Below are 19,144 nucleotides of genomic sequence, written 5' to 3'. Positions count from 1 at the left end.
CACAGGAGCCATCCGTTCATGATCTCGGAAGTCGAACGCCCCGCCCGCACGCGGTCACGTCTGCGGTGGCTGCTGCCCGCGCTCGTCGCGGTCGCCTGGCTGATCTTCGGCGGGTTCAGCGGCCCGTACGCCGGCAAGCTGAGCCAGGTCACGGAGAACGACAGCAGCAGTTTTCTGCCCGCTTCGGCCGAGGCGACCGAGGTCGGCGAGCTCCAGAAGCAGTTCTCCAGCGCCGCCGTCATCCCCGCGATCGTCGTCGCCGAGCGGCCTTCGGGGCTGACCGACGGCGACAAGCGGTTCCTCGCCGACCGGACGTCGAACGCGCGGCTCATCCCGGCGCCGGAGAGCAACGCGGGTGCGCAGGTCGTCGTGCTCCTGGATGCCACGAGCGACCCCGGGGACGGCGTCGAGGCACTGCGTGACGCGCTCGCTCGTGACACACCCGACGGGTTGAAAGTGCTCGTGACCGGCCCCGCCGCGCAGGTCGCCGACCTCAAGGAGGCCTTCGGCGGGATCGACGGACTGCTACTGCTGGTCGCGGGCGCGGTGGTCGCGCTGATCCTGATCATCGTCTACCGGAGCCCGCTGCTCCCCCTGCTCGTCCTGCTGTCGGCCGTGTTCGCGCTGGGGTCGGCGAGTCTCGCGGTGTACCTGCTCGCGGACAACGACGTGCTGGCCCTGAACGGACAGAGTCAGGGAATCCTGTTCATCCTCGTCTTCGGCGCCGCCACGGACTACGCGCTCCTGATGATTTCGCGCTATCGCGAAGAACTCCGGACGTCCGACGACGCCCGCGCCGCGCTCCGCACCGCCTGGCGCTCGACCATCGAACCGATCGCGGCGTCGGCCGGGACCGTGATCCTCGGCGTCCTCTGCCTGCTGTTCAGCGACCTGAACTCCAACAAGGGACTCGGCCCGGTCGCCGCCATCGGCATCGGCGCCGCCTTCCTCACGACCATCACGTTCCTGCCCGCCGTCCTCGCGCTGTGCGGCCGCAACGCCTTCTGGCCCTTCCGGCCGGCGGTCGCCCCGCCGAAGGAGGAGACCGGCGGACTCTGGGGCCGCGTCGCGGGCTGGATCTCTCGCGCGCCGCGCACGGTCTGGATCGTGACGACCGTCGTCCTGCTCGCGGGCGGCGCGTTCCTCCCGCAGCTCAAGGCTTCCGGCACCGCGCAGTCCGACGTCTTCCTCACCCCGGTCGATTCCGTCGCGGGGCAGGAAGTTCTGTCGCGCTACTTCCCCGGCGGTTCCGGCTCCCCCACCGTGATCATCACTCCAGCAGGCCAAGCTCAAGCTGTCACCGCGTTGTCGCGTGTCCCCGGCGTTTCGGAGGTCCGGCAGAGTGGCGAAGCGGGCGGGCTGGCCAAGATCGACGCGGTACTGGCCGACCCCCCGGACTCCGACGCCGCCGTCGCGACGGTCGAACGACTCCGCGCGGCCGTCCATCCCGTCGACGGCACCAAGGTCGGCGGACCGACGGCGACCCTGCTCGACACCAGGGAGACATCCGAGCACGACCGCATGGTGATCATCCCGATCGTCCTGGTCGTGATCTTCCTCGTGCTCGCCCTGCTGCTGCGCTCACTGCTCGCGCCGCTGCTGCTGATCGGCACGGTGGTGCTGTCCTTCGCCGCGACGATGGGTGTCTCGGCGCTGGTGTTCAACCACGTCTTCGACTTCCCCGGCGCCGATCCGGTCGTCCCGTTGTTCGGCTTCGTCTTCCTTGTCGCACTGGGGATCGACTACAACATCTTCCTGATGACCCGGGTCCGCGAAGAGGCGGGAAGGATCGGCACGCGCGACGGGACGCTGCGCGGACTGCGTGTCACCGGCGGGGTGATCACGTCCGCGGGCGTCGTACTCGCCGCGACCTTCGCCGCGCTGGCCGTCCTGCCCATCCTCTTCCTCGCTCAGCTGGCGTTCATCGTCGCGTTCGGCGTTCTGCTCGATACGCTTCTGGTGCGCTCGTTGCTGGTACCGGCGCTGGCGGTGGATGTCGGACGGAAGATCTGGTGGCCGTCGAAGCTGGCGAAGTCAGACCTGGGATGAACGCGGCGATCGCCAGTGCGAGGAGCGCCGTCGCGGAGCCGAGTCCCATGATCAACCGGAATCCGCCCTGGGACGGCACCTGCACGGGCCCGAAAGAGACGGTCAGCTGAGCGAGGATCACGCCCGCGACGGCGCTGGAGACCGAGGTGCCGATCGCGCGCATCAAGGTGTTGAGACTGTTGGCGGCCGCCGTCTCCGACACCGGGACCGCGCCCATGATCAGCGCGGGCATCGAGCCGTAAGCGAGCCCGATCCCCGCGCCGATCGTGGCGGAAACCAGTACGAGATGCCACACGCTCGCCATCAGGACGGTGCCGAGTCCGTAGCCGGCGGCGACCACGAGTGCGCCGAGCATGAGCGTCACCTTGGCGCCGCGAGCCTTCGTGATCCGCGCGGACAGCGGGGCGGTCAGCATCATCACGACACCGGACGGCACCAGCACCAGACCGGTGACGAGCATGGTCTGCCCCAGTCCGTAGCCGGTCGCGGCGGGCAACTGCAGGATCTGTGGCAGTACCAGCGACTGCGCGAACATGGCGAACGCGAACACGATCGACGTCAGGTTCGTCAGCAGGACCTGACGCCGGACAGTCGTCCGCAGGTCCACCAGCGGGCGGGCCGAGCGCAGTTCGTACCAGCCCCAGAGCAGCAGAATCGCCGCGGCCGCGGCGAACAGCCCCAGCGTCCGGCCGCTCCCCCAACCCCACTGCGCGCCCTTCGAGATCGCCAGCAACAGGCAGACCAACGCGGTGGAGAGTCCCGCCGCGCCGACGAGATCGAACCGGCCGCCGGTGCGCACGCTCGATTCGGGCACGAACGCGACCACGAGCGCGGTCACGATGACCCCGAGCGCGGCCGCGGTCCAGAACAGCAGATGCCAGTCGGCGTTCTCGGCGAGCAACGCGGCCGCGGGCAGGCCGAGGGCGCCACCGACACCGAGTGACGCGCTCATCGTCGCGGTCGCCGAAGCGAGCCTTTCGGCCGGGAGTTCGTCACGCATGATGCTGATCCCGAGCGGGATCACCCCGGCCGCGAAACCTTGCAGCACCCGGCCGGCGACCATCGGCACCAGCGTGTCGCTGAGCCCGGCGACGACCGAACCCGCGATCAGCATGCCGAGGCTGAGCAGCAGCATCCGCCGCTTCCCGTACATGTCGCCGAGCCTGCCCACGACCGGCGTCGCGACGGCGCTCGCGAGCAACGTGGCCGTGATGACCCAGGTGGCGTCGGCGGCCGACGCGTCCAAGAGTTCCGGCAGTTTCGGGATCAGCGGGATGACCAGGGTCTGCATCAGCGAGACCACGATCCCGCCCAGCGCTAGCACCACCACGACCACTTGAGGGCGCGGCACGGGCTGAGTCATACGGGGCCTCCGGGGAGAGCGGGAGCAAACGGAACCAACTTAAGTCAGTTGATTGACTTATACCAACAGTCCGGGCACTGTGTGCGTCACGCCACCACCACGCCGAAGGAGCCGTCGATGACGCTGCCGAGCTTCCCGTTCCCGACCGAGGCGGCACTGGCGCCGCCGGCCGAATGGGCCGAATTCCGCTCGAAGTGCCCGGTCGCCAAGGTCACGCTCGCCAGCGGGGACGAGGCGGCGCTGATCACTCGCTACGCGGACGTCAAACGGGTCCTGTCCGATCCGCGGTTCACCAGGCCGACCCCCTCGGACAACGCGGCGCGGGTTGCGGACACCGAATCGGGCGGGGTTTTCAACAGCGAGATGGCAGGCGTCATCCCCCAGCACGGCGAAGCGCATCTGAAGTGGCGCCGGATGCTCGGCAAATGGTTCACCGTCAAGCGGATGAACGCGCTGCGGCCCCGGATGGAGGCGATGGCCGTCCAGCTGATCGACGAGATGGTCGCGAAGGGCGAACCCGCGGATCTCAAGGCGGGCCTGGCCTTTCCGCTGCCGGTGTGGGTCATCTGCGACATGCTCGGCGTCCCGGACACCGACCGGGAACGGTTCGCCCACTGGTCCGACGTGATGCTCAGCATGACCCGCTACACGCAGGCGGAGTTCGACGTCGCGCAGGCGGAATTCGGCCGGTACATGGGCGGGCACATCGCGGACAAACGAGCCGAGCCGGGCGAGGACATCCTGAGCGCGCTCATCGCCGACACCGACGTCGACGGCGAGCGCTGGTCGGACGCGCTGCTCGTCGCCACCGGGATCGGCCTGCTGATCGCCGGGCACGAGACCACCGCGAACATGATCGCCAAGATGGTGGCGATGCTGCTGGAGGACCGGAGCCGCTGGGAGGCGCTGCTCGAGGACCGGTCCCTGATCCGCACCGCCGTCGAGGAATCCCTGCGCATGGACGCGAACGCGGGTATCGGGATGTCGCGCTACCTCACCGAGGACTTCGAAGTCGGCGGAACGCTCTTGCCCGCCGGAACCACCGCGCTGTGCAGCATGGCCTCGGCCAACCGTGACGAGACAGCGTTCGAGGCAGCGGCCGACATGACGCTCGAGCGCAGCCCGAACCCGCATCTCGCGTTCGGCGCCGGGGCGCACGCGTGTCTGGGACAGCCGCTCGCCCGCACCGAACTGCAGGTCGTCCTCGGTGTCCTGCTGGAGAAACTGCCCACGCTGGAACTCGCCGTCGAGGCCGCGGACCTGCGCAAGGTCGAAGGGCTCGCCGTCGGCGGACTACGGGAACTGCCCGTGCGATGGTGATGCCCATGACGAGTGAGATCACCGGTGCCCGCGCCGAACGCGCGCACGCGACGCGGGAACTGATCCTGACCGCCGCGGAGCGCCTGTTCGCCGAACACGGCGTGTTCGCGGTGTCCAACCGCCAGGTCAGCGAGGCGGCGGGGCAGGGCAACAACACCGCTGTCGGCTACCACTTCGGCACCAAGGCCGATCTGGTCCGCGCGATCGCGCGGCGGCATTCGGGGCAGATCGAAGAGATCCGCCGCCGGATGCTGGCAGGCATCGGCGAAAGCACGGAACTGCGGGACTGGATCGGCTGCCTGGTCACCCCGGTCGCCGAGCATCTGGCGACGATCGGCAGTCCCACGTGGTTCGCGCGCTTCGGCGCGCAGGTGATGACCGACCCCGCGCTCCGCCCGATCATGGTCGAGGAATCGCTGACGTCACCGTCACTGGTGCGGATCGTCGAAGGGCTGCACCGCTGCCTGCCCGAGCTGCCCGCCGACGTCCGCGCCGAACGCGGCGACATGGCCCGGCAGTTGCTGGTCCACATGGTCGCCGAACGCGAACGCGCCCTCGCCGAGGGCACCCCCACTCCCCGGTCGACCTGGCAGGACGCCGCGACCGGGCTCATCGACGCACTCGCCGGGATCTGGCTGGCACCGGCCACCCCCGGCCCGGACGGAGGAAAACGACCATGAAGATCACCGTCGACCAGGACAGGTGCTGCGGCGCCGGAACCTGCGTGCTGCTCGCGCCCGACGTGTTCGACCAGCGCGAGGAAGACGGCATCGTGCTCCTGCTGGAGGAAACGCCCGGCCCCGGACTGCACGACGTCGCCCGCGAAGCGGCGAGCGTCTGCCCCGGCGCCGCCATCACGGTGAACGAACGCCCGTAACCTGGTGACCATGAGCGAGCTGGACGAGTTGCGGAAGCGCGCCGCGGCCGGGGATCGGGACGCCGTCGACGAACTGATCGAACTCGCGGGTGAACGCGGCGACCTGGACGAGCTCCGGCGACTGGCCGACGGCGGCAGCAGCGACGCCGCGGACCAGCTGATCGAAACGGCGACCGAACTCGGTGCGCTGGACGAGTTGCGGCGGCTGGCCGAACGCGGCAACCAGGCCGCCGCGGATCAGCTGGCCGAACTCACCGAGGAGTAGCGTCCCGCCTCGCCGGGATCAGCGCCGGATAGGGACGCGAAGCCCGAACCTGGGCCGAAGGGGCCTTTCACCGCGTGGCATGGGGGTAAAGCGCCCTTCACCGCGTGAGACGCGGGGAAGGTTCCCTTCAGCCCGTGGTGGACCTGCGGCGGAGTTCCGCGCGCGGTCTCCCAGCCGGCGCTCAGAGGTCGATCAGTTCGACCGTCACCTTCGCTGAATCACCCTCCTCGAGCCCTTCGGCCTTGCGGACCGCTTTCTTGACCGGCAGCACATAGGCGCCCCGCTTCGAATCCGGGAAGATCGACGTCTTCCATCTGCTGCCGCCGATGCCGACCTGGACACGGACCGCGCCGAACCCCCGGCGCGGGCCATCCGTGATCTCACGGATCTCCTCGGAAATGTCAGCGGGCAGGCTGACGAAGGTCCAGGTCTCCCCGCGGCGGGCGTCCCACACCCAGAGTTCGGCATCGAACACGACGATCATCCACGCAGGGTCGCACAGGGGACCGACAGTTCCGCGGGTCGTCAGCCGCCGGTCACCAACCGCCCGAGCAGCGCCCCGGCGTCCTGAGCGAGATCATCGCTCGCGCCCTCTTCGCCGGCGAGATGATGCAGCAGCGCCTGCTGGAACACCCCGTCGAAGGCGGCGTACGCGATTTGCCGCGTCACGACCGGGGACGCGGCGGCGAGTTCGGCGTAGCGCTCGACGACCCGCCAGATCATCGCCTGCCGCTGGGTGTCGATTTCGAGGACGTCCGCGCGGAACGCCGACTCGAACAGACTCTGGTTCCGCAGGTCGTACCACAGCCGATGCATCGTGGCGTCCGCTCGCAGCGTGCCCGCCATCGCGGAGCCGAAGCCCTGCTTGAGTTCGTCGGCCGACCGCGCGGCGGCGACGGCCTCGTCGTAGCGGGTCACACACACTTCTTCGAATTTGCGGACCGCGTAGGTCAGCAGTTCCACCTTGTCGGTGAAGTAGTAGTGCAGCACTCCGTGCGAGAAGTTCGACTTCTGCGCGATCTCCCGCAGGCTCGTCCTGGCGTACCCCAGTTCGGACAGCGCCTGCAGCGTGGATTCCGCCAGTTCCGCGCGGCGCTGCGCGAACTTGTCCACGCTCCGGCGTGCGATCCGCTCGCTCGTCTCGGTCACCACGAGTTCCTGTCCGGTCCGGGAGTCCGCGCCTGCCGCGGGGCCCACAGTCTAGCGTCGCGGAAATCTTGACATCTGTCCAAGAAAATCTTGACGACTGTCCAAAACTGGCTCAGGATGTGACCCACACCGCAACCGCGGACCGTCTCAAGGAGGAGAAGTCCATGGGTTCGTACGACCTTTCGGGCCGGAAAGCCCTGGTCACGGGCGGAGCGCAGGGCCTGGGAGCCGGGATGGCCGAAGCGCTCGCCCTGGCAGGCGCCTCGGTGGTCATCGGCGACGTCCAGGAGGATCTCGGGCGTGCCACCGCCGACCAGATCAAGCAGAAAGGCGCCGCGGCGGGCTTCGTCCGGCTGGACGTCACCGACGAGCGGAGCTGGGAACAGGCGATCACCGCGGTCATCGGCGAACTCGGCGGGCTGGACATCGTGGTGAACAACGCCGGTGTCGAGATCACCGGGCTCGTCGCCGAACTGGACCCCGCCGACGTGCGCAAGATGCTCGACGTCAACGTGCTGGGCACCGCCCTCGGGGTGAAGCACGCCTTCCGCGCGATGCGGCCAGGCGGTCCCGCGGGCGCCGGTGGCGCCGTCGTGAACATCGCCTCGGTGGCCGCGACCATCGCCTTCCCCGGTATCGCGGGCTATTCGGCGACGAAGTCGGCCGTCGACCGTCTCACCAGGGTGGCCGCGATGGAGGCCGGGAAGCTCGGCTACGGCGTACGCGTCAACTGCGTCTACCCCGGTCTCGTACCCACCCAGATGGGGAACCAGCTCGCCCAGGACGTCGTCGAGGTCGGCCTGTTCCCCAGCGTCGAGGACGCCATCGGCGCCGTCGTCGCGCAGACCCCGGCAGGACGGCTCGGCGAGGTCGCGGACATGGCCGACGCCGTCGTGTTCCTCGCCTCCGACGCGGCTCGCTTCATCACCGGGGCCGGACTCCCGGTCGACGGCGGCATGGGCATGTGACCTCGGACGAATCGAAAGGAATCACCATGAGCAGCCCCAAACCCGTCGTGGTCTACGGCGCCTCCGGCTACACCGGACGGCTGATCTGCGAGTACCTGCGCGAGTACAACGTCCCGTTCATCGCCGCCGGCCGGGACAAGGCCCGCCTCCAGGAAGCGATCGACGGCGTTCCCGGCCTCGACACCATCGACCACGAGGTCGTCGAGGTCTCGCACGACGTCGAAGCGCTCACCGAACTCTTCCGCGACGCCAAGGTCGTGTGCAACACCGTCGGCCCGTTCAGCGAGTACGGCCACGAGGTCGTCGAAGCCTGCCTGCGCACCGGAACGCACTACCTCGACACCACCGGCGAACAGGACTGGCTGATCGACGCCGAGGAACGCTACGGCGCGCAGATGGCGGAGAAGGGTCTTCTGCTCTCCCCCGGCATCGCACAGATGTACACCACCGGCGAGATCGCGGCCAACCTGTGCCTGGAGACCCCCGGACTGGACACTTTGGACATCCTGGTGTTCTGGAAGGGTTATCCCACGGTCGCTTCGACGAAGACCATCCTGGTCAACGCCGCGCTGTCGGCCGCGTACTACCTCGAGCAGAACGAGTACCTGCCCTGGCCCGCGGACGGCGGTTTGCAGGACGTCACGGTGCCCGGCCATCACGAAACCGGGTTGGCCCTGCCCTGGGGCGGCACGTCGCATCCGGTCTGGTTCAAGAACGACGCCCGCGTGGCCAACGTCAAGGCCGTCGGCGGCGTCTTCGATCGCGCACTCATGCAGGGCGTCCCGCAGATCGTCGCGGCGGTGCTGGAGCAGGTGAAAGACCTGCCACTGGACGAAAAACTCCGTGTGCTGGCGGAGCAGGCCGCCGCCGTCCGCGACGAGATGCCGCCGCGCGAGAACCAGCGGCTCAACACCTCGCTGGATTCGGTCCACGCTTCGGGTCCACTCGGCCGCGCGCACTGTGTCATCCACGGCACCTGCAACTACAAGCAGACCGGGCTGATGCAGGCCTACGGCGCGTATTCGCTGCTTCAGCAGCCACCGAAGCGGGTCGGCTTCGCGTCCGGGTGCCAGGCTTTCGGACACCGAGAACTGCTCGGCGTGCTGCGGGCCTTCGGGCTGGTTTCGAATCCGGTCATGACCGTTCACAGCTGATCGGAAGGACGAGCGCGTGCGACTGACCGACTACCTCGACAAGGGCGCTTCACTCGATCCGGCGGCACCCTGCCTCACCATGGGCGACGAGTCCCTGAGCTACGGCGACGTACGGGAACTGTCGTGGCGGGTGGGCCGGGCGCTCGCCCGGTCCGGCGTCGGGCCCGGTGACAAGGTGGCGATCCTGTCCGGGAACGATCCCCTGTCGTTCGGTTGCGTTTTCGGCATCAGCCGGTCCGGCGCCGTGTGGTGCCCGGTCAACCCGCGCAACGAGGCTGCCGAGAACAGGGAACTGCTCGACCTGTTCGACTGCACCTGCCTTCTGGTGCAGGAGTCCTTCGCACCGCTCGTCTCCAAGATGCTTCCCGACCTGCCGAAGCTGACCACCGTGGTCTGTCTCGACGGCTCGATGCCCGGCGCCGTCCCGTTTTCCGACTGGCTCGACGGCGCCGGCACCGAACCGTGGGAGGAGACCCCGCCGGACGACCTGGTCATGCTCGTCGGCACCGGAGGCACCACCGGTCGCCCCAAGGCGGTGATGCTCAGCGGCACCAATGTCGAGACGATGTCGGCGCTCACGCTGATGAGCTACCCGTTCACCGGTCGGCCGCGCTACCTGGCGCTCGCGCCGCTGACGCACGCGGCGGGCGTGCTCTGCTTCCCGGTCATGACGCTCGGCGGCGAGATCGTGGTCATGCCCTCGCCCGACCTCGGCTCCTTCATCACCTTGACGGAACGCCGCCGGATCACGCACACCTTCCTCCCACCGACGCTGATCTACCTCCTGCTCGACAATCCGGCGCTCGACGGCGCCGATCTTTCGTCGCTGCAATGCCTTTGGTACGGCGCCGCACCCATGTCGGCCACCAAACTCGCCGAAGCGATCACCCGGATCGGCCCGGTCTTCGGGCAGCTGTTCGGGCAGAGCGAAGCCCCCATGATGATCTCCACCCTCTCCCCGGCCGACCACGTCCACGCCGACGGTTCCCTTGCCACGGAACGGTTCACCTCCGCGGGAAGACCGACACCGCTCACCCAGGTCGCGATCATGTCCGAAAAGGGCGAGATCCTGCCGCCGGGCGAACGCGGCGAGATCGTCGTCCGCGGTTCTCTGGTGATGCCCGGCTACTACAAGAACCCCGCCGCGACGGCGGAAGCGAGCGCGCACGGCTGGCATCACACGGGCGACATCGGGTACCTCGACGAGGATCACTACCTTTCCATCGTCGACCGCGCCAAGGACATGATCATCACCGGCGGCTTCAACGTCTACTCGGCCGAGGTCGAACAGGCGCTCATGGCTCATGAAGCGGTGCAAGACTGCGCCGTGATCGGCCTGCCGCACGAGAAATGGGGCGAGCAGATCACCGCCGTGGTCCAGCTGCACACAGGCAAGAGCGCCGCCGCCGAAGAACTCCGCGCCACGGTCAAGGAGCGGCTGGGCAGCATCAAAACACCCAAGGAGATCCTGATCTGGCCGGATCTCCCCCGGTCCAAGATCGGCAAGGTGCTCAAGACCGAGATCCGGAAAGCCCTGCTGGACAACGACTCGTGAGCGGTAGGGCGGGTCGTGAGTGGTAAGGCGTGGAGGATGTAGGAATCGGGACACTCGACGTCCCGATTCCTACATCGTCAAGACGGGTATTCCGGTTCCCACCCGACCCGCACGTCCAGCCACGGGCAAGCGTTGCGAACGCCACTTTCACAACCTTCACCGTTGTGAAAGCCACTTTCGCAACACACCCGCAGCCCACTCACGACCCGCCCGACCCGCCTAACGACCCGCCAGCTCTTCCGCCGTCGGCAAGGGCCACTCGTAACGTTCCTTGGCGATGCGGAGGTGGACCCACGTTTCCGCGGTCACCACGTCGGGCCTGCCACTGATCTCCTCGAGTGTCCTGTCGAGGTCGCGGGCGGATTGCGCCGCGATGGTGGCGACGACGTCGAACCGGCCGATGGTCCTGGCGAGGAACTCGGTGTCCTCACGTGCGGCGAGAGCCGCTGTCACGGAGTCCCCGGCGCCCCGCACGTTCAGGCCGATCCCGCAGACCAGGCCGGCGTCCGGGCGGGCGCGGCTGAGCACCGGCGCGATCCGGATGACATCCTGCTCGACGAGGTAGCGCACGCGGGTGCGGGTGGCCGACGGCGACAGCCCGACGTGCTCCGCGGTCCGCGCGAAACTCTCCCGCCCGTCGGCCTGCAGCCGCAGCATGATCGCGAGATCGCGGTCGTCCAGCCGAAGCCAGGGCGGCAAAGGACGGCCAGGCATGAACAGGCCTTTGACCACGTCCACGTAGACGAGGGTGTTGACCTGTTCCACCTCCGGCAGTCCCCGGATGTCCGCCACCGTGCGGTAAAGCTCCGGGGAGTCGGGCAGGCGCAACTCGGCGACGGTCTGGTACTCCCCGCTCACCGCGGAGACGAACGCCGCGGCCGGGAGCGCGGCGATGGCGTCCGTCGTCGCCTGAGACCGGCCCGAAGTGCGAATCGCGAGATGCGCGTACGCGGTCAGGCCGAGGAACTCGGGATGGACCGCCGCGACCACGTTGAGCGAACCGTCGGCCTTCAACTGCTCCAGCCGGGCCGAGACGGCCGAGCGTGACGCGCCGACCCGTTTGGCCAGATCGGCCACGCTCATCCGGCCGTCCGCGCGCAAAGCCGCGACCAGCGCGTCGTCCACGGCGATTCTCCTCTGCTGAATTTCCGACGGCGAACGGAACCATATCACTTGCCGAATGCCACTCTGAGCAGCAGAGATAAAGCGTTATGCGCTCGATCTGCCGCATATCGATCGCGCGAACCGTATGCACACGATCGATCTGATTGCGCGCGGCCGTCCTTCTCGCTTACCTTCGCCCCACTTCACCGCCGAATCCCAGGAGTCCGCGCGATGCGCAAGTTGCCCCTAGATCGTTCAGTCCTCGACGCGACCGCGACGATCCTGCATCCCGAAGCGCTGGTGACCGTCGACGACGCCACCGAAGGCGCCGCAGCGGTACTCGTGTTCGGCGAGGAAATCGCCGCGGTCGGCTCGGTGGACGAGTGCCGCGCTCGCGCGGCCGGTCTCGGTCATCCCGAACCGGAGGTGCGGCGGTTGCCGGGCACGCTCCTGCCCGGCTTCGTCGATCCGCACGCGCATCCGCTGATGTACGGGCAGATGATGACCTGGGTGGACTGCGGTCCCGAGCGGGCATCGACCATTCCCGGCATCGTCGCGCTGCTGCGTGAGGCGGCCGAGAATACTCCGGCGGGCAGGCCCGTCCGAGGGTACGGCTACGAACACCGCAACCTCGCCGAGAAACGCCATCCCCGCAAGGAAGAGCTCGACGCTGTCGCCGACGATCGCGAGGTCTACCTCATGAACGCCAGCGGGCACGGCGGTGTGGTGAACAGCTTCACGTTGCGGCGCAACGGCATCACCCGCGACACCCCGGATCCTGACGGCGGGGTGTTCTTCCGGGACGGGCGGGGCGAGCTCACCGGGGAGCTCTCGGACGCGGCGTGCAACATCCTCACCGGGGTCACCGGCGTGAAGGTCGGACGGCACGGGCCGAACTTCCACCTCGAGGACGAGCCGGAGGAGCACGCCCGGCAGCTGGCCGCCGCACAGGAGAAGTTCCTCGCCGCCGGGGTGACCGCGATCGGCGACGCCCAGGTCACGCGCCGCGAGTTCGACATGTACCTGCGGCTCGACGAAGCCGGGCAGCTGAAGACGCGGGTGCACATGTACCTGCTGTCGCATCTGCTCGACCAGACCCTGGAAATGGGGCTGCACGGCGCTTTCGGCACCTCCCGCCTCGCGTTCGCGGGGATCAAGTTCTACGCCGACGGCACCCTCGGCGGGTGGACCGCCTACTTCCCGGACGGTTACGTCGGCGACCCGTGCCGCACCGGGCAGCTCTACCACGACCCGAAGGACTACTCCGCGCTCATCGGCAAGGCGCACGAAGCCGGGCTTCAGACCGCGACCCACGCCCAGTCCCCCGACGCGATCGCCATGGTGCTCGATGCCATCGAGGACGCGCAGCGACGGAATCCCCGGCCCGACGCGCGGCATCGCATCGAACATTGCGGGCTGCCGTCCCCGGCGCAGATCGAGCGGATGGCCGCGCTCGGCGTCCACCCGGTCAACCAGCCCCAGCACTACTACAACTGGGGCGAAGGCGTCACCGACGCCGTCGGCACCCCCGGCGAGCGGTTCAACCCGCTCGGCGAATTCCAGGCGGCCGGCGTGCCGGTCACGCTGAGCTCGGACGCCCCGGTCGCGGAACCGAACCCGCTCGAAGCCATCCAGACCGCGGTGACCAGGACGACCCGGCGCGGCCACCGGCTCGGCGGCGACGACCTGTTGATCGACGTCCGGTCGGCTGTCGCCGCGCATACGATCGCCGGCGCCCGGGTGCTCGGCCGCGAACGCGACCTCGGCTCGATCACCCCCGGCAAACGCGCCGATTTCGTGCTGCTGAGCGAGAATCCCCTCACCTGCGAACCGGACCGGATCGCGGGCATCGGCGTGCTGGAAACCTGGATCGACGGCGAGGTGGCCCGATGACCGTCCAAACCGAAACGCACTCACTCCGCCGAGCCCGCCGGGCCGGGCTCGCGGCCTTCGTCGGAACCACGATCGAGTGGTACGACTTCTACGTCTACGCCACGGCCGCCAGCCTGGTCTTCGGCACCGTGTTCTTCCCCGAGACCGGCGACAGGCTGACAGGGGTCGCGGCGGCCTTCGCGACGTACGCCGTCGGGTTCTTCGCCAGGCCGCTCGGCGGCATCGTGTTCGGGCACATCGGTGACCGGGTGGGCCGCAAATCCGCGCTCGTGGTGACCCTGACCATGATGGGCGCGGCGACCTTCCTGGTCGGCTGCCTGCCCGGCTACGCCCAGATCGGCACGTGGGCGCCCATCCTGCTCGTGGTGCTCAGGTTCGTCCAAGGGCTCGCCGTCGGCGGCGAGTGGGGCGGCGCCGTGCTCATGGCCGTCGAACACGCGCCACCGGGCAAGAAGACCTTCTACGGCGCCTTCGCGCAGGCGGGGAATCCCGCGGGCGCGTTGCTGGCCACCGGCCTGTTCAGCCTGCTGAGCACCGGTGGCACCGAATGGCTCAGCACGGTGGGCTGGCGGATCCCCTTCTTCGCGTCCGTGTTGCTCATCGGCGTCGGGCTCGTCGTGCGCCTGAAGGTCGAAGAGTCACCGGTGTTCGAGGAAACCGCCGAAGAAACCGGCGTTCCCCTCCTGTACGCGGTCCGGACGAACTGGAAGCCGATCCTGCTGGGCATCTGCGTGCTGCCCGTCGCGGTCGGCGGCTACTACCTCGTCACCACCTTCGCGACGGCGTACGCGACCGATCCCGCCGTCGGGGTCTCCGAATCGCTCGTGCTCAACGCGCTCACCATCGCCGCCTTCGTGGAGCTGATCGTGAGTTTCGGCGCGGCCTGGCTCGGCGATCGGTTCGGCCGGGTGCGGGTGGTCGTCATCGGTCTCGTCGGCGTCGCCCTGCTCGCGGCTCCGCAGTTCCTGGTGCTCTCGACCAAGAACGCGGTGCTGATCATCGCGGCGTTCGTGGCGATGCGCCTGGCGATGACCGCGACCTACAGTCCGATCGCGGCCATCCTGTCGCAGATGTTCCGCCCGCGGGCGCGGTACACGAGCATCTCGCTGTCCTACCAGCTGGCGGGCGCGCTCTTCGGCGGTCTCTCACCGCTCGTGTCGACGCTGCTGTTCCAGGCGACGGGCAGTGTCTGGCCCGCGATCGGCCTGCTGATCGGCATGTGCGTGCTCAGCATCGCCTGTGTGCTGGCCGCGCCGCAGCACACCGATGACGTCTAGCGGATGCGGAGGCGCCGCATGAGTTTCAGCCCGGAAAGCATCCCTTCGACGTACTTCTCGTAGGTCTGACCGCCGCGGGGACCCATGACCTGTTTCTTGAGCACAGCCACGTTCTTGACGTCGGTGTACTTGAGCAGGCCCTGGTCCCCGTGGCGGGCGCCGACGCCCGAACTCTTGACGCCGCCGGACGGTGTTCCCTTGGCGGCGTAGGCGGTGGCCAGGATGTCGTTGATGTTGACGTTGCCGGACTCGATCCGCGAGGCCACGGCACGCGCGGCGCCGACGTCACCGCCCCAGACCGAGGCGTTGAGGCCGTATTCGGTGTCGTTGGCGAGCGCGACGGCCTCGTCGACGGTGCGGTACTTGTGCAGGGCGACAACGGGTCCGAAGGTTTCGGTGACGCCGCAGAGCATGTCCTTCGTGACACCTTCGAGGATCGTCGGTTCGAAGAACGCCGGGCCGAGGTCCGGCCGGGGCTTTCCTCCACAAAGGACTGTCGCCCCCTTGGCCACGGCGTCGTCGACGTGGGACTTGACCCGGCTCAGATGGTCCGGTGAGACGAGCGAGCCCATGTCGGGGCCGAAGTCGTAGGCGGCGCGGACGTCGAGGGCCTCGGTCTTGGCCACGTACGCGTTCTTGAACTCGTCGTAGCGGGATTCCGGCAGGTAGATCCGCTCGATGTGCATGCAGATCTGCCCCGTGTTGCCGAACGCCCCGAAGATCGCGCCCTGCACGGCCTCGTCCAGAGCGGCGTCTTCGAGCACGATCATCGGGTTCTTGCCGCCGAGTTCGAGACAGCAGCCGATGAGGTTCCGGCCCGCCTGTTCGCCGATCACCCGCCCGGTGGCCGTGGAACCGGTGAACATCACGTAGTTCGCCTGGTCGATGAGCGTGGGGCCGACGTCCGGGCCCTCACCGCACACCACCTGGAAGAGGCCCTTCGGCAGACCCGCCTCCTCCAGCATCTCGACGCCGTAGAGCGGGGAAAGGGCCGTCTTGTTGTCCGGTTTCAGCACCACCGCGTTCCCGGCCATCAACGCCGGGATGGCGTCGGAAATGCCGGTGGCGAAAGGGAAATTCCACGGCGCGATGATCCCGACGACGCCTTTGGGCTGCCGGACCTCCGTCGACGTCGTCAGGAACGGGACCGGGCCGCCGCGTTTGGTCGGCGCCAGCAGTTTGGCGGCCCGCGTGAGGTAATGGCTCATCACCATCGCCGGGTCGCAGGTCTCCTCGATCGCCATCCGGCGGTTCTTGCCGCTCTCGACCTGGATGAGGTCGGTGACGATCGGCGCCTTGTCGACGAAGAGCGTGTGCGCCCGCTTGAACACCTCCAGCCGCCGTTTGAGCGGTGTGGCGGCCCACTGCTCCTGCGCGGCGCGCGCGGTGGTGAAGGCCTGCTCGATGTCGGCGGGTGTCGACTGGGGCAGCTCGACCAGCACCTCGCCGGTGTAGACCTCGGTGAGCTTCCAGGTCGCGCCGGACGAGCCCGGCACCCGGGCCACGAGCCGTCGCAGGAACGCGTCGGTCACCGACGCCGGACGGGTGAGCGCGAGCGGTGTGACGGTCATGGCCCTCTTTCCGTCAGTTGTCCGAAAGGACGAGCTGCGCGCCCATCTCGCCGATCATGATGGCGGGCGCGTTGGTGTTGCCGCCGGTGATCGACGGCATGATCGAGGCGTCGCAGACCCGCAGGCCCTCGATACCGCGGACCTTGAGGTCGGGTCCGACCACCGCGAGTTCGTCGACGCCCATCCGGCAGGTGCCGACGCCGTGGTACACCGAGGTCGCGCGGTTCAGGATCGCGTCACGCAACTCCTGGCCCCGTAGCGCCTTGCCCGGGTGGAGTTCTTCCTTGATCGAGCCGTTGAACGCCCCCGAGGCGAAGATCTCGCGGACCATCTCCGAACCCTCGCCGAGCACTTCGAGGTCGCCGGGGTCGGACAGGTACTGGAAGTCGATGAGCGGCGCCGCCATGGGGTCGGCCGATGCGAGGCGCAGCGTGCCGCGGCTCTTCGGGTAGATCAGCGTGGTCAGCACGGTGAGCGCGGGCCGCTTGTCGACGTCGTGCCGGATCGGCGCGTCCTGGTTGGGCGTCACGTACGCCCACGGCAGGAGGTGCAACTGGAGGTCCGGGACCTCGGCGGCCTGGGAAGTCTTGAGGAAGGCGACGGCCTCGAAGACCGAGTTCGCCAGGAAGGTCGTGCCGGGCCGCATCAGCTCCCTGACGAGACCAGTCGCGAAGTACGGCGGCGTGCCTTTGTTCTTGCTCGACGACGCGCGGAACGTGAGCGCGTGGAACATGTGGTCGTGCAGGTTGTCACCGACCGGCAGATCCGCGAGCACGTCGATGCCGTGCTCCCGCAGGTGCTCGGCGTGGCCGATCCCGGACAGCATCAGCAGCTGCGCGGAGCCGACGAAACCCGCCGAGATGATGACCTCCTTGCCGGCGCGCAGGGTGCGACGGCTCCCGTCCGCGTCGACGACCTCGACGCCGACGGCACGGCCGTTCTCGATGAGCACCTTCTTCGCCAGCACCCCGGACTGGACCTGCAGCGTCGCGGGCGCGAGATGGTGGATGTAACCGCGTGAGGCGCTGTAGCGCAGGCCGTCGGCGGCGTTCTGCTGCATCCGGCTGACGCCCTCTTGCGACTCGGCGTTGTAGTCGTCGAGGATCTCGCAGCCGATCGCGCCGGCGGTCGCCTCGAGGAACTGGAGCGTGCCCTCCTGAGGGGTCTTGTTGCGGGTGATCCGGATCGGCCCGCCCGCGCCCCGGAAGTCGCTCTCGCCGTCCTCGAAGTCCTCCATGCGCTTGTACGCGGCGTTGACGCTGTCGGCGTCCCAGCCCTTGTTGCCCTCGGCGGCCCAGGAGTCGAAGTTGGCGCGGTTGCCGCGGACGTAGACCATCCCGTTGATGGAACTGGAGCCGCCGACCACCTTGCCGCGCGGCACCGGCATCCGCCGATCGAGAACGTGTTTCTGTGGCACCGAGTAGTAGCCCCAGTCGAAGGGCTTCTTGAGCTGCGGCACCGCGTGCATCGGGCCGACCAGCCCCGGCTTCTTGACGAGCAGCTTCTCGTCGCTCTTACCCGCCTCGAGCACGATCACGCTGGCACCGGACTCCGCCAGCCTGCCCGCGATCGCGGCCCCCGAGCTGCCCGATCCGACGACCACGTAGTCGGCTTCGTCGCCGCGCGGCGCCTTGTTCGCCATTTCCGCTCCTCGGTCCGCCCACGGTCCAGAACTGTAACCTGTTCTAGTTCCGTCACCGTATAGCGAGACCGGCCGGTTCCGCAACGGGCCGTCGCTCCCCGGCCGGCCTCCGAGAGGTCAGCGCAGCGGCTCGAGCGCCTTCGCCAGCGGCTCCAGAACGGCGGGCGTGTGCGGCGGCGGCAGGTAGATGATCGCCAGGTCGAGGCCCGCTTCGCCGAGGGCTTCGGCATCCGCGGCGACCTTCGCGTAGTCACCGTCCGCGCCGAGACGGACGTGCGAGGACAAGGTGATCTCGCTCGGATCCCGGCCGATGTCGGCGCAGTGGCGGTGCAGCACCTCGCGTTTGTGAGCGAACTCCTCCGGCGTGCCGCCGACGAAATTCCAGTGCTGGGCGTACTTCGCGGCCGTGCGCAGGGTCCGCTTCTCGCCGCTGCCACCGATGCAGATCGGCGGATGCGGCTTCTGCACGCCCTTCGGTTCACAGCGGGCGTCGGTGAGCTGGTAGTGCTCACCTTGGAACGTGGTGGTCTCCTGGGTCAGCAGTCCGACGAGGACCTCGCAGCCCTCTTCGAACCGGTCGCTCCGCTCCTTGATCGTGCCGAGCTCCATGCCGTACGCGCCGGACTCCTCTTCGTTCCAGCCCGCGCCGATCCCGATCTCCAGTCGGCCGCCGGAAACGATGTCGAGCGTCGCGGCCATGTTCGCGAGCAGCGCGGGGTGGCGGTAATGGATCCCGCTGACCAGCGTGCCCAGCCGGAGCCGCTTCGTGGCCTGCGCGAGCGCGGTGAGCGTCACCCACCCTTCCAGGCACGGACCGGTCGAATCCGAAAAAATGGGATAGAAGTGATCGAAGGTCCAGCCGGATTCGAAGAGTTCGATCTCGTCCGCGGCCTGCCAGACGGCGAGCATGTCGGACCAAACGGTGTCCTGCGGTGAAGTCTTGATGGCGAATCGCAT

The 19,144-nt window shown here is 68.5% G+C and carries 16 protein-coding genes and 1 pseudogene; 10 read left to right on the top strand and 7 right to left on the bottom strand.

Annotated features, from left to right (window positions below; all coding sequences use genetic code 11):
* The first annotated feature begins 18 nt into the window (after positions 1 to 18).
* Positions 19 to 2,049, top strand: coding sequence for an MMPL family transporter (locus tag HDA45_RS38710; RefSeq protein ID WP_184903969.1), 2,031 nt, complete (start codon positions 19 to 21; stop codon positions 2,047 to 2,049).
* On the opposite strand, the pseudogene HDA45_RS38705 reads toward HDA45_RS38710, so the two are convergent.
* Positions 1,961 to 3,412 (bottom strand): annotated as a pseudogene (locus HDA45_RS38705) (MFS transporter); the annotation flags it as partial. The gene HDA45_RS38710 and the pseudogene HDA45_RS38705 overlap by 89 nt on opposite strands.
* Positions 3,413 to 3,529: 117 nt before the next feature.
* On the opposite strand from HDA45_RS38705, the gene HDA45_RS38700 reads away from it, so the two are divergent.
* From HDA45_RS38700 to HDA45_RS38685, 4 genes are read left to right on the top strand one after another with little or no spacing between them, the layout of a single operon-like run.
* The gene (locus HDA45_RS38700; RefSeq protein WP_184903967.1) at positions 3,530 to 4,732 is read left to right on the top strand and encodes a cytochrome P450; all 1,203 of its coding nucleotides are present in this window, start codon (positions 3,530 to 3,532) and stop codon (positions 4,730 to 4,732) included.
* A gap of 5 nt (positions 4,733 to 4,737) precedes the next feature.
* Positions 4,738 to 5,412, top strand: a complete 675-nt coding sequence (locus tag HDA45_RS38695; RefSeq protein ID WP_184903965.1) for a TetR/AcrR family transcriptional regulator — start codon at positions 4,738 to 4,740, stop codon at positions 5,410 to 5,412.
* Entirely contained in the window at positions 5,409 to 5,609 is a 201-nt protein-coding gene (locus HDA45_RS38690) for a ferredoxin (protein WP_184903963.1), read from the top strand. The genes HDA45_RS38695 and HDA45_RS38690 overlap by 4 nt, the downstream gene beginning before the upstream one ends.
* 10 nt (positions 5,610 to 5,619) lie before the next feature.
* Positions 5,620 to 5,874, top strand: coding sequence for a hypothetical protein (locus tag HDA45_RS38685; protein WP_221471351.1), 255 nt, complete (start codon positions 5,620 to 5,622; stop codon positions 5,872 to 5,874).
* Positions 5,875 to 6,055: 181 nt separating this feature from the next.
* Here HDA45_RS38685 and HDA45_RS38680 read toward each other — a convergent pair whose 3' ends face one another.
* Both HDA45_RS38680 and HDA45_RS38675 read right to left on the bottom strand, forming a co-directional pair.
* Entirely contained in the window at positions 6,056 to 6,358 is a 303-nt protein-coding gene (locus HDA45_RS38680) for a DUF1905 domain-containing protein (protein WP_184903959.1), read from the bottom strand.
* Positions 6,359 to 6,399: 41 nt separating this feature from the next.
* Positions 6,400 to 7,023, bottom strand: coding sequence for a TetR family transcriptional regulator (locus HDA45_RS38675; protein ID WP_184903957.1), 624 nt, complete (start codon positions 7,021 to 7,023; stop codon positions 6,400 to 6,402).
* Between the two features lie 164 nt (positions 7,024 to 7,187).
* On the opposite strand from HDA45_RS38675, the gene HDA45_RS38670 reads away from it, so the two are divergent.
* Genes HDA45_RS38670 through HDA45_RS38660 form a run of 3 tightly spaced genes read left to right on the top strand, consistent with a single transcriptional unit; the run spans position 7,188 to position 10,700 of the window.
* Positions 7,188 to 7,991, top strand: a complete 804-nt coding sequence (locus HDA45_RS38670; protein ID WP_184903955.1) for an SDR family NAD(P)-dependent oxidoreductase — start codon at positions 7,188 to 7,190, stop codon at positions 7,989 to 7,991.
* Between the two features lie 26 nt (positions 7,992 to 8,017).
* Positions 8,018 to 9,145, top strand: a complete 1,128-nt coding sequence (locus tag HDA45_RS38665; RefSeq protein WP_184903953.1) for a DUF5938 domain-containing protein — start codon at positions 8,018 to 8,020, stop codon at positions 9,143 to 9,145.
* A gap of 16 nt (positions 9,146 to 9,161) precedes the next feature.
* Positions 9,162 to 10,700 carry an AMP-binding protein gene (locus tag HDA45_RS38660; RefSeq protein WP_184903951.1) on the top strand — a complete coding sequence of 513 codons (1,539 nt, stop codon included), beginning with the start codon at positions 9,162 to 9,164 and terminating at the stop codon, positions 10,698 to 10,700.
* A gap of 219 nt (positions 10,701 to 10,919) precedes the next feature.
* On the opposite strand, the gene HDA45_RS38655 is transcribed toward HDA45_RS38660, so the two are convergent.
* On the bottom strand, positions 10,920 to 11,825 hold the full coding sequence (locus HDA45_RS38655) for an AsnC family transcriptional regulator (protein WP_184903949.1): 906 nt from the start codon (positions 11,823 to 11,825) through the stop codon (positions 10,920 to 10,922).
* A gap of 210 nt (positions 11,826 to 12,035) precedes the next feature.
* On the opposite strand from HDA45_RS38655, the gene HDA45_RS38650 reads away from it, so the two are divergent.
* Both HDA45_RS38650 and HDA45_RS38645 read left to right on the top strand, forming a co-directional pair.
* The gene (locus HDA45_RS38650; RefSeq protein ID WP_184903947.1) at positions 12,036 to 13,697 is read left to right on the top strand and encodes an amidohydrolase; all 1,662 of its coding nucleotides are present in this window, start codon (positions 12,036 to 12,038) and stop codon (positions 13,695 to 13,697) included.
* Entirely contained in the window at positions 13,694 to 14,974 is a 1,281-nt protein-coding gene (locus HDA45_RS38645) for an MFS transporter (RefSeq protein WP_184903945.1), read from the top strand. The genes HDA45_RS38650 and HDA45_RS38645 overlap by 4 nt, the downstream gene beginning before the upstream one ends.
* On the opposite strand, the gene HDA45_RS38640 is transcribed toward HDA45_RS38645, so the two are convergent.
* The 3 genes from HDA45_RS38640 to HDA45_RS38630 form a co-directional block, all read right to left on the bottom strand.
* Positions 14,971 to 16,545 (bottom strand): succinic semialdehyde dehydrogenase, encoded by a 1,575-nt coding sequence (locus HDA45_RS38640; protein ID WP_184903943.1) that lies wholly within the window; start codon positions 16,543 to 16,545, stop codon positions 14,971 to 14,973. The two genes, HDA45_RS38645 and HDA45_RS38640, sit on opposite strands and share 4 nt — an antisense overlap.
* A 13-nt stretch (positions 16,546 to 16,558) precedes the next feature.
* On the bottom strand, positions 16,559 to 18,187 hold the full coding sequence (locus tag HDA45_RS38635; RefSeq protein WP_184903941.1) for a GMC family oxidoreductase: 1,629 nt from the start codon (positions 18,185 to 18,187) through the stop codon (positions 16,559 to 16,561).
* 117 nt (positions 18,188 to 18,304) lie between these two features.
* The gene (locus HDA45_RS38630) at positions 18,305 to 19,144 is read right to left on the bottom strand and encodes an LLM class F420-dependent oxidoreductase (RefSeq protein ID WP_184903939.1); all 840 of its coding nucleotides are present in this window, start codon (positions 19,142 to 19,144) and stop codon (positions 18,305 to 18,307) included.

The organism is Amycolatopsis umgeniensis, assembly GCF_014205155.1.
GTDB lineage: Bacteria > Actinomycetota > Actinomycetes > Mycobacteriales > Pseudonocardiaceae > Amycolatopsis > Amycolatopsis umgeniensis.
This window is presented reverse-complemented; position numbering and strand designations above follow the sequence as displayed.

Bases quoted from the DNA above. Each gene is read 5' to 3' on its own strand.
- HDA45_RS38710 (WP_184903969.1), top strand. From the start codon at position 19: ATGATCTCGGAAGTCGAACGCCCCGCCCGCACGCGGTCACGTCTGCGG.
- HDA45_RS38700 (WP_184903967.1), top strand. From the start codon at position 3,530: ATGACGCTGCCGAGCTTCCCGTTCCCGACCGAGGCGGCACTGGCGCCG.
- HDA45_RS38695 (WP_184903965.1), top strand. From the start codon at position 4,738: ATGACGAGTGAGATCACCGGTGCCCGCGCCGAACGCGCGCACGCGACG.
- HDA45_RS38690 (WP_184903963.1), top strand. From the start codon at position 5,409: ATGAAGATCACCGTCGACCAGGACAGGTGCTGCGGCGCCGGAACCTGC.
- HDA45_RS38685 (WP_221471351.1), top strand. From the start codon at position 5,620: ATGAGCGAGCTGGACGAGTTGCGGAAGCGCGCCGCGGCCGGGGATCGG.
- HDA45_RS38680 (WP_184903959.1), bottom strand. From the start codon at position 6,358: ATGATCGTCGTGTTCGATGCCGAACTCTGGGTGTGGGACGCCCGCCGC.
- HDA45_RS38670 (WP_184903955.1), top strand. From the start codon at position 7,188: ATGGGTTCGTACGACCTTTCGGGCCGGAAAGCCCTGGTCACGGGCGGA.
- HDA45_RS38665 (WP_184903953.1), top strand. From the start codon at position 8,018: ATGAGCAGCCCCAAACCCGTCGTGGTCTACGGCGCCTCCGGCTACACC.
- HDA45_RS38650 (WP_184903947.1), top strand. From the start codon at position 12,036: ATGCGCAAGTTGCCCCTAGATCGTTCAGTCCTCGACGCGACCGCGACG.
- HDA45_RS38645 (WP_184903945.1), top strand. From the start codon at position 13,694: ATGACCGTCCAAACCGAAACGCACTCACTCCGCCGAGCCCGCCGGGCC.
- HDA45_RS38640 (WP_184903943.1), bottom strand. From the start codon at position 16,545: ATGACCGTCACACCGCTCGCGCTCACCCGTCCGGCGTCGGTGACCGAC.
- HDA45_RS38635 (WP_184903941.1), bottom strand. From the start codon at position 18,187: ATGGCGAACAAGGCGCCGCGCGGCGACGAAGCCGACTACGTGGTCGTC.
- HDA45_RS38630 (WP_184903939.1), bottom strand. From the start codon at position 19,144: ATGCGATTCGCCATCAAGACTTCACCGCAGGACACCGTTTGGTCCGAC.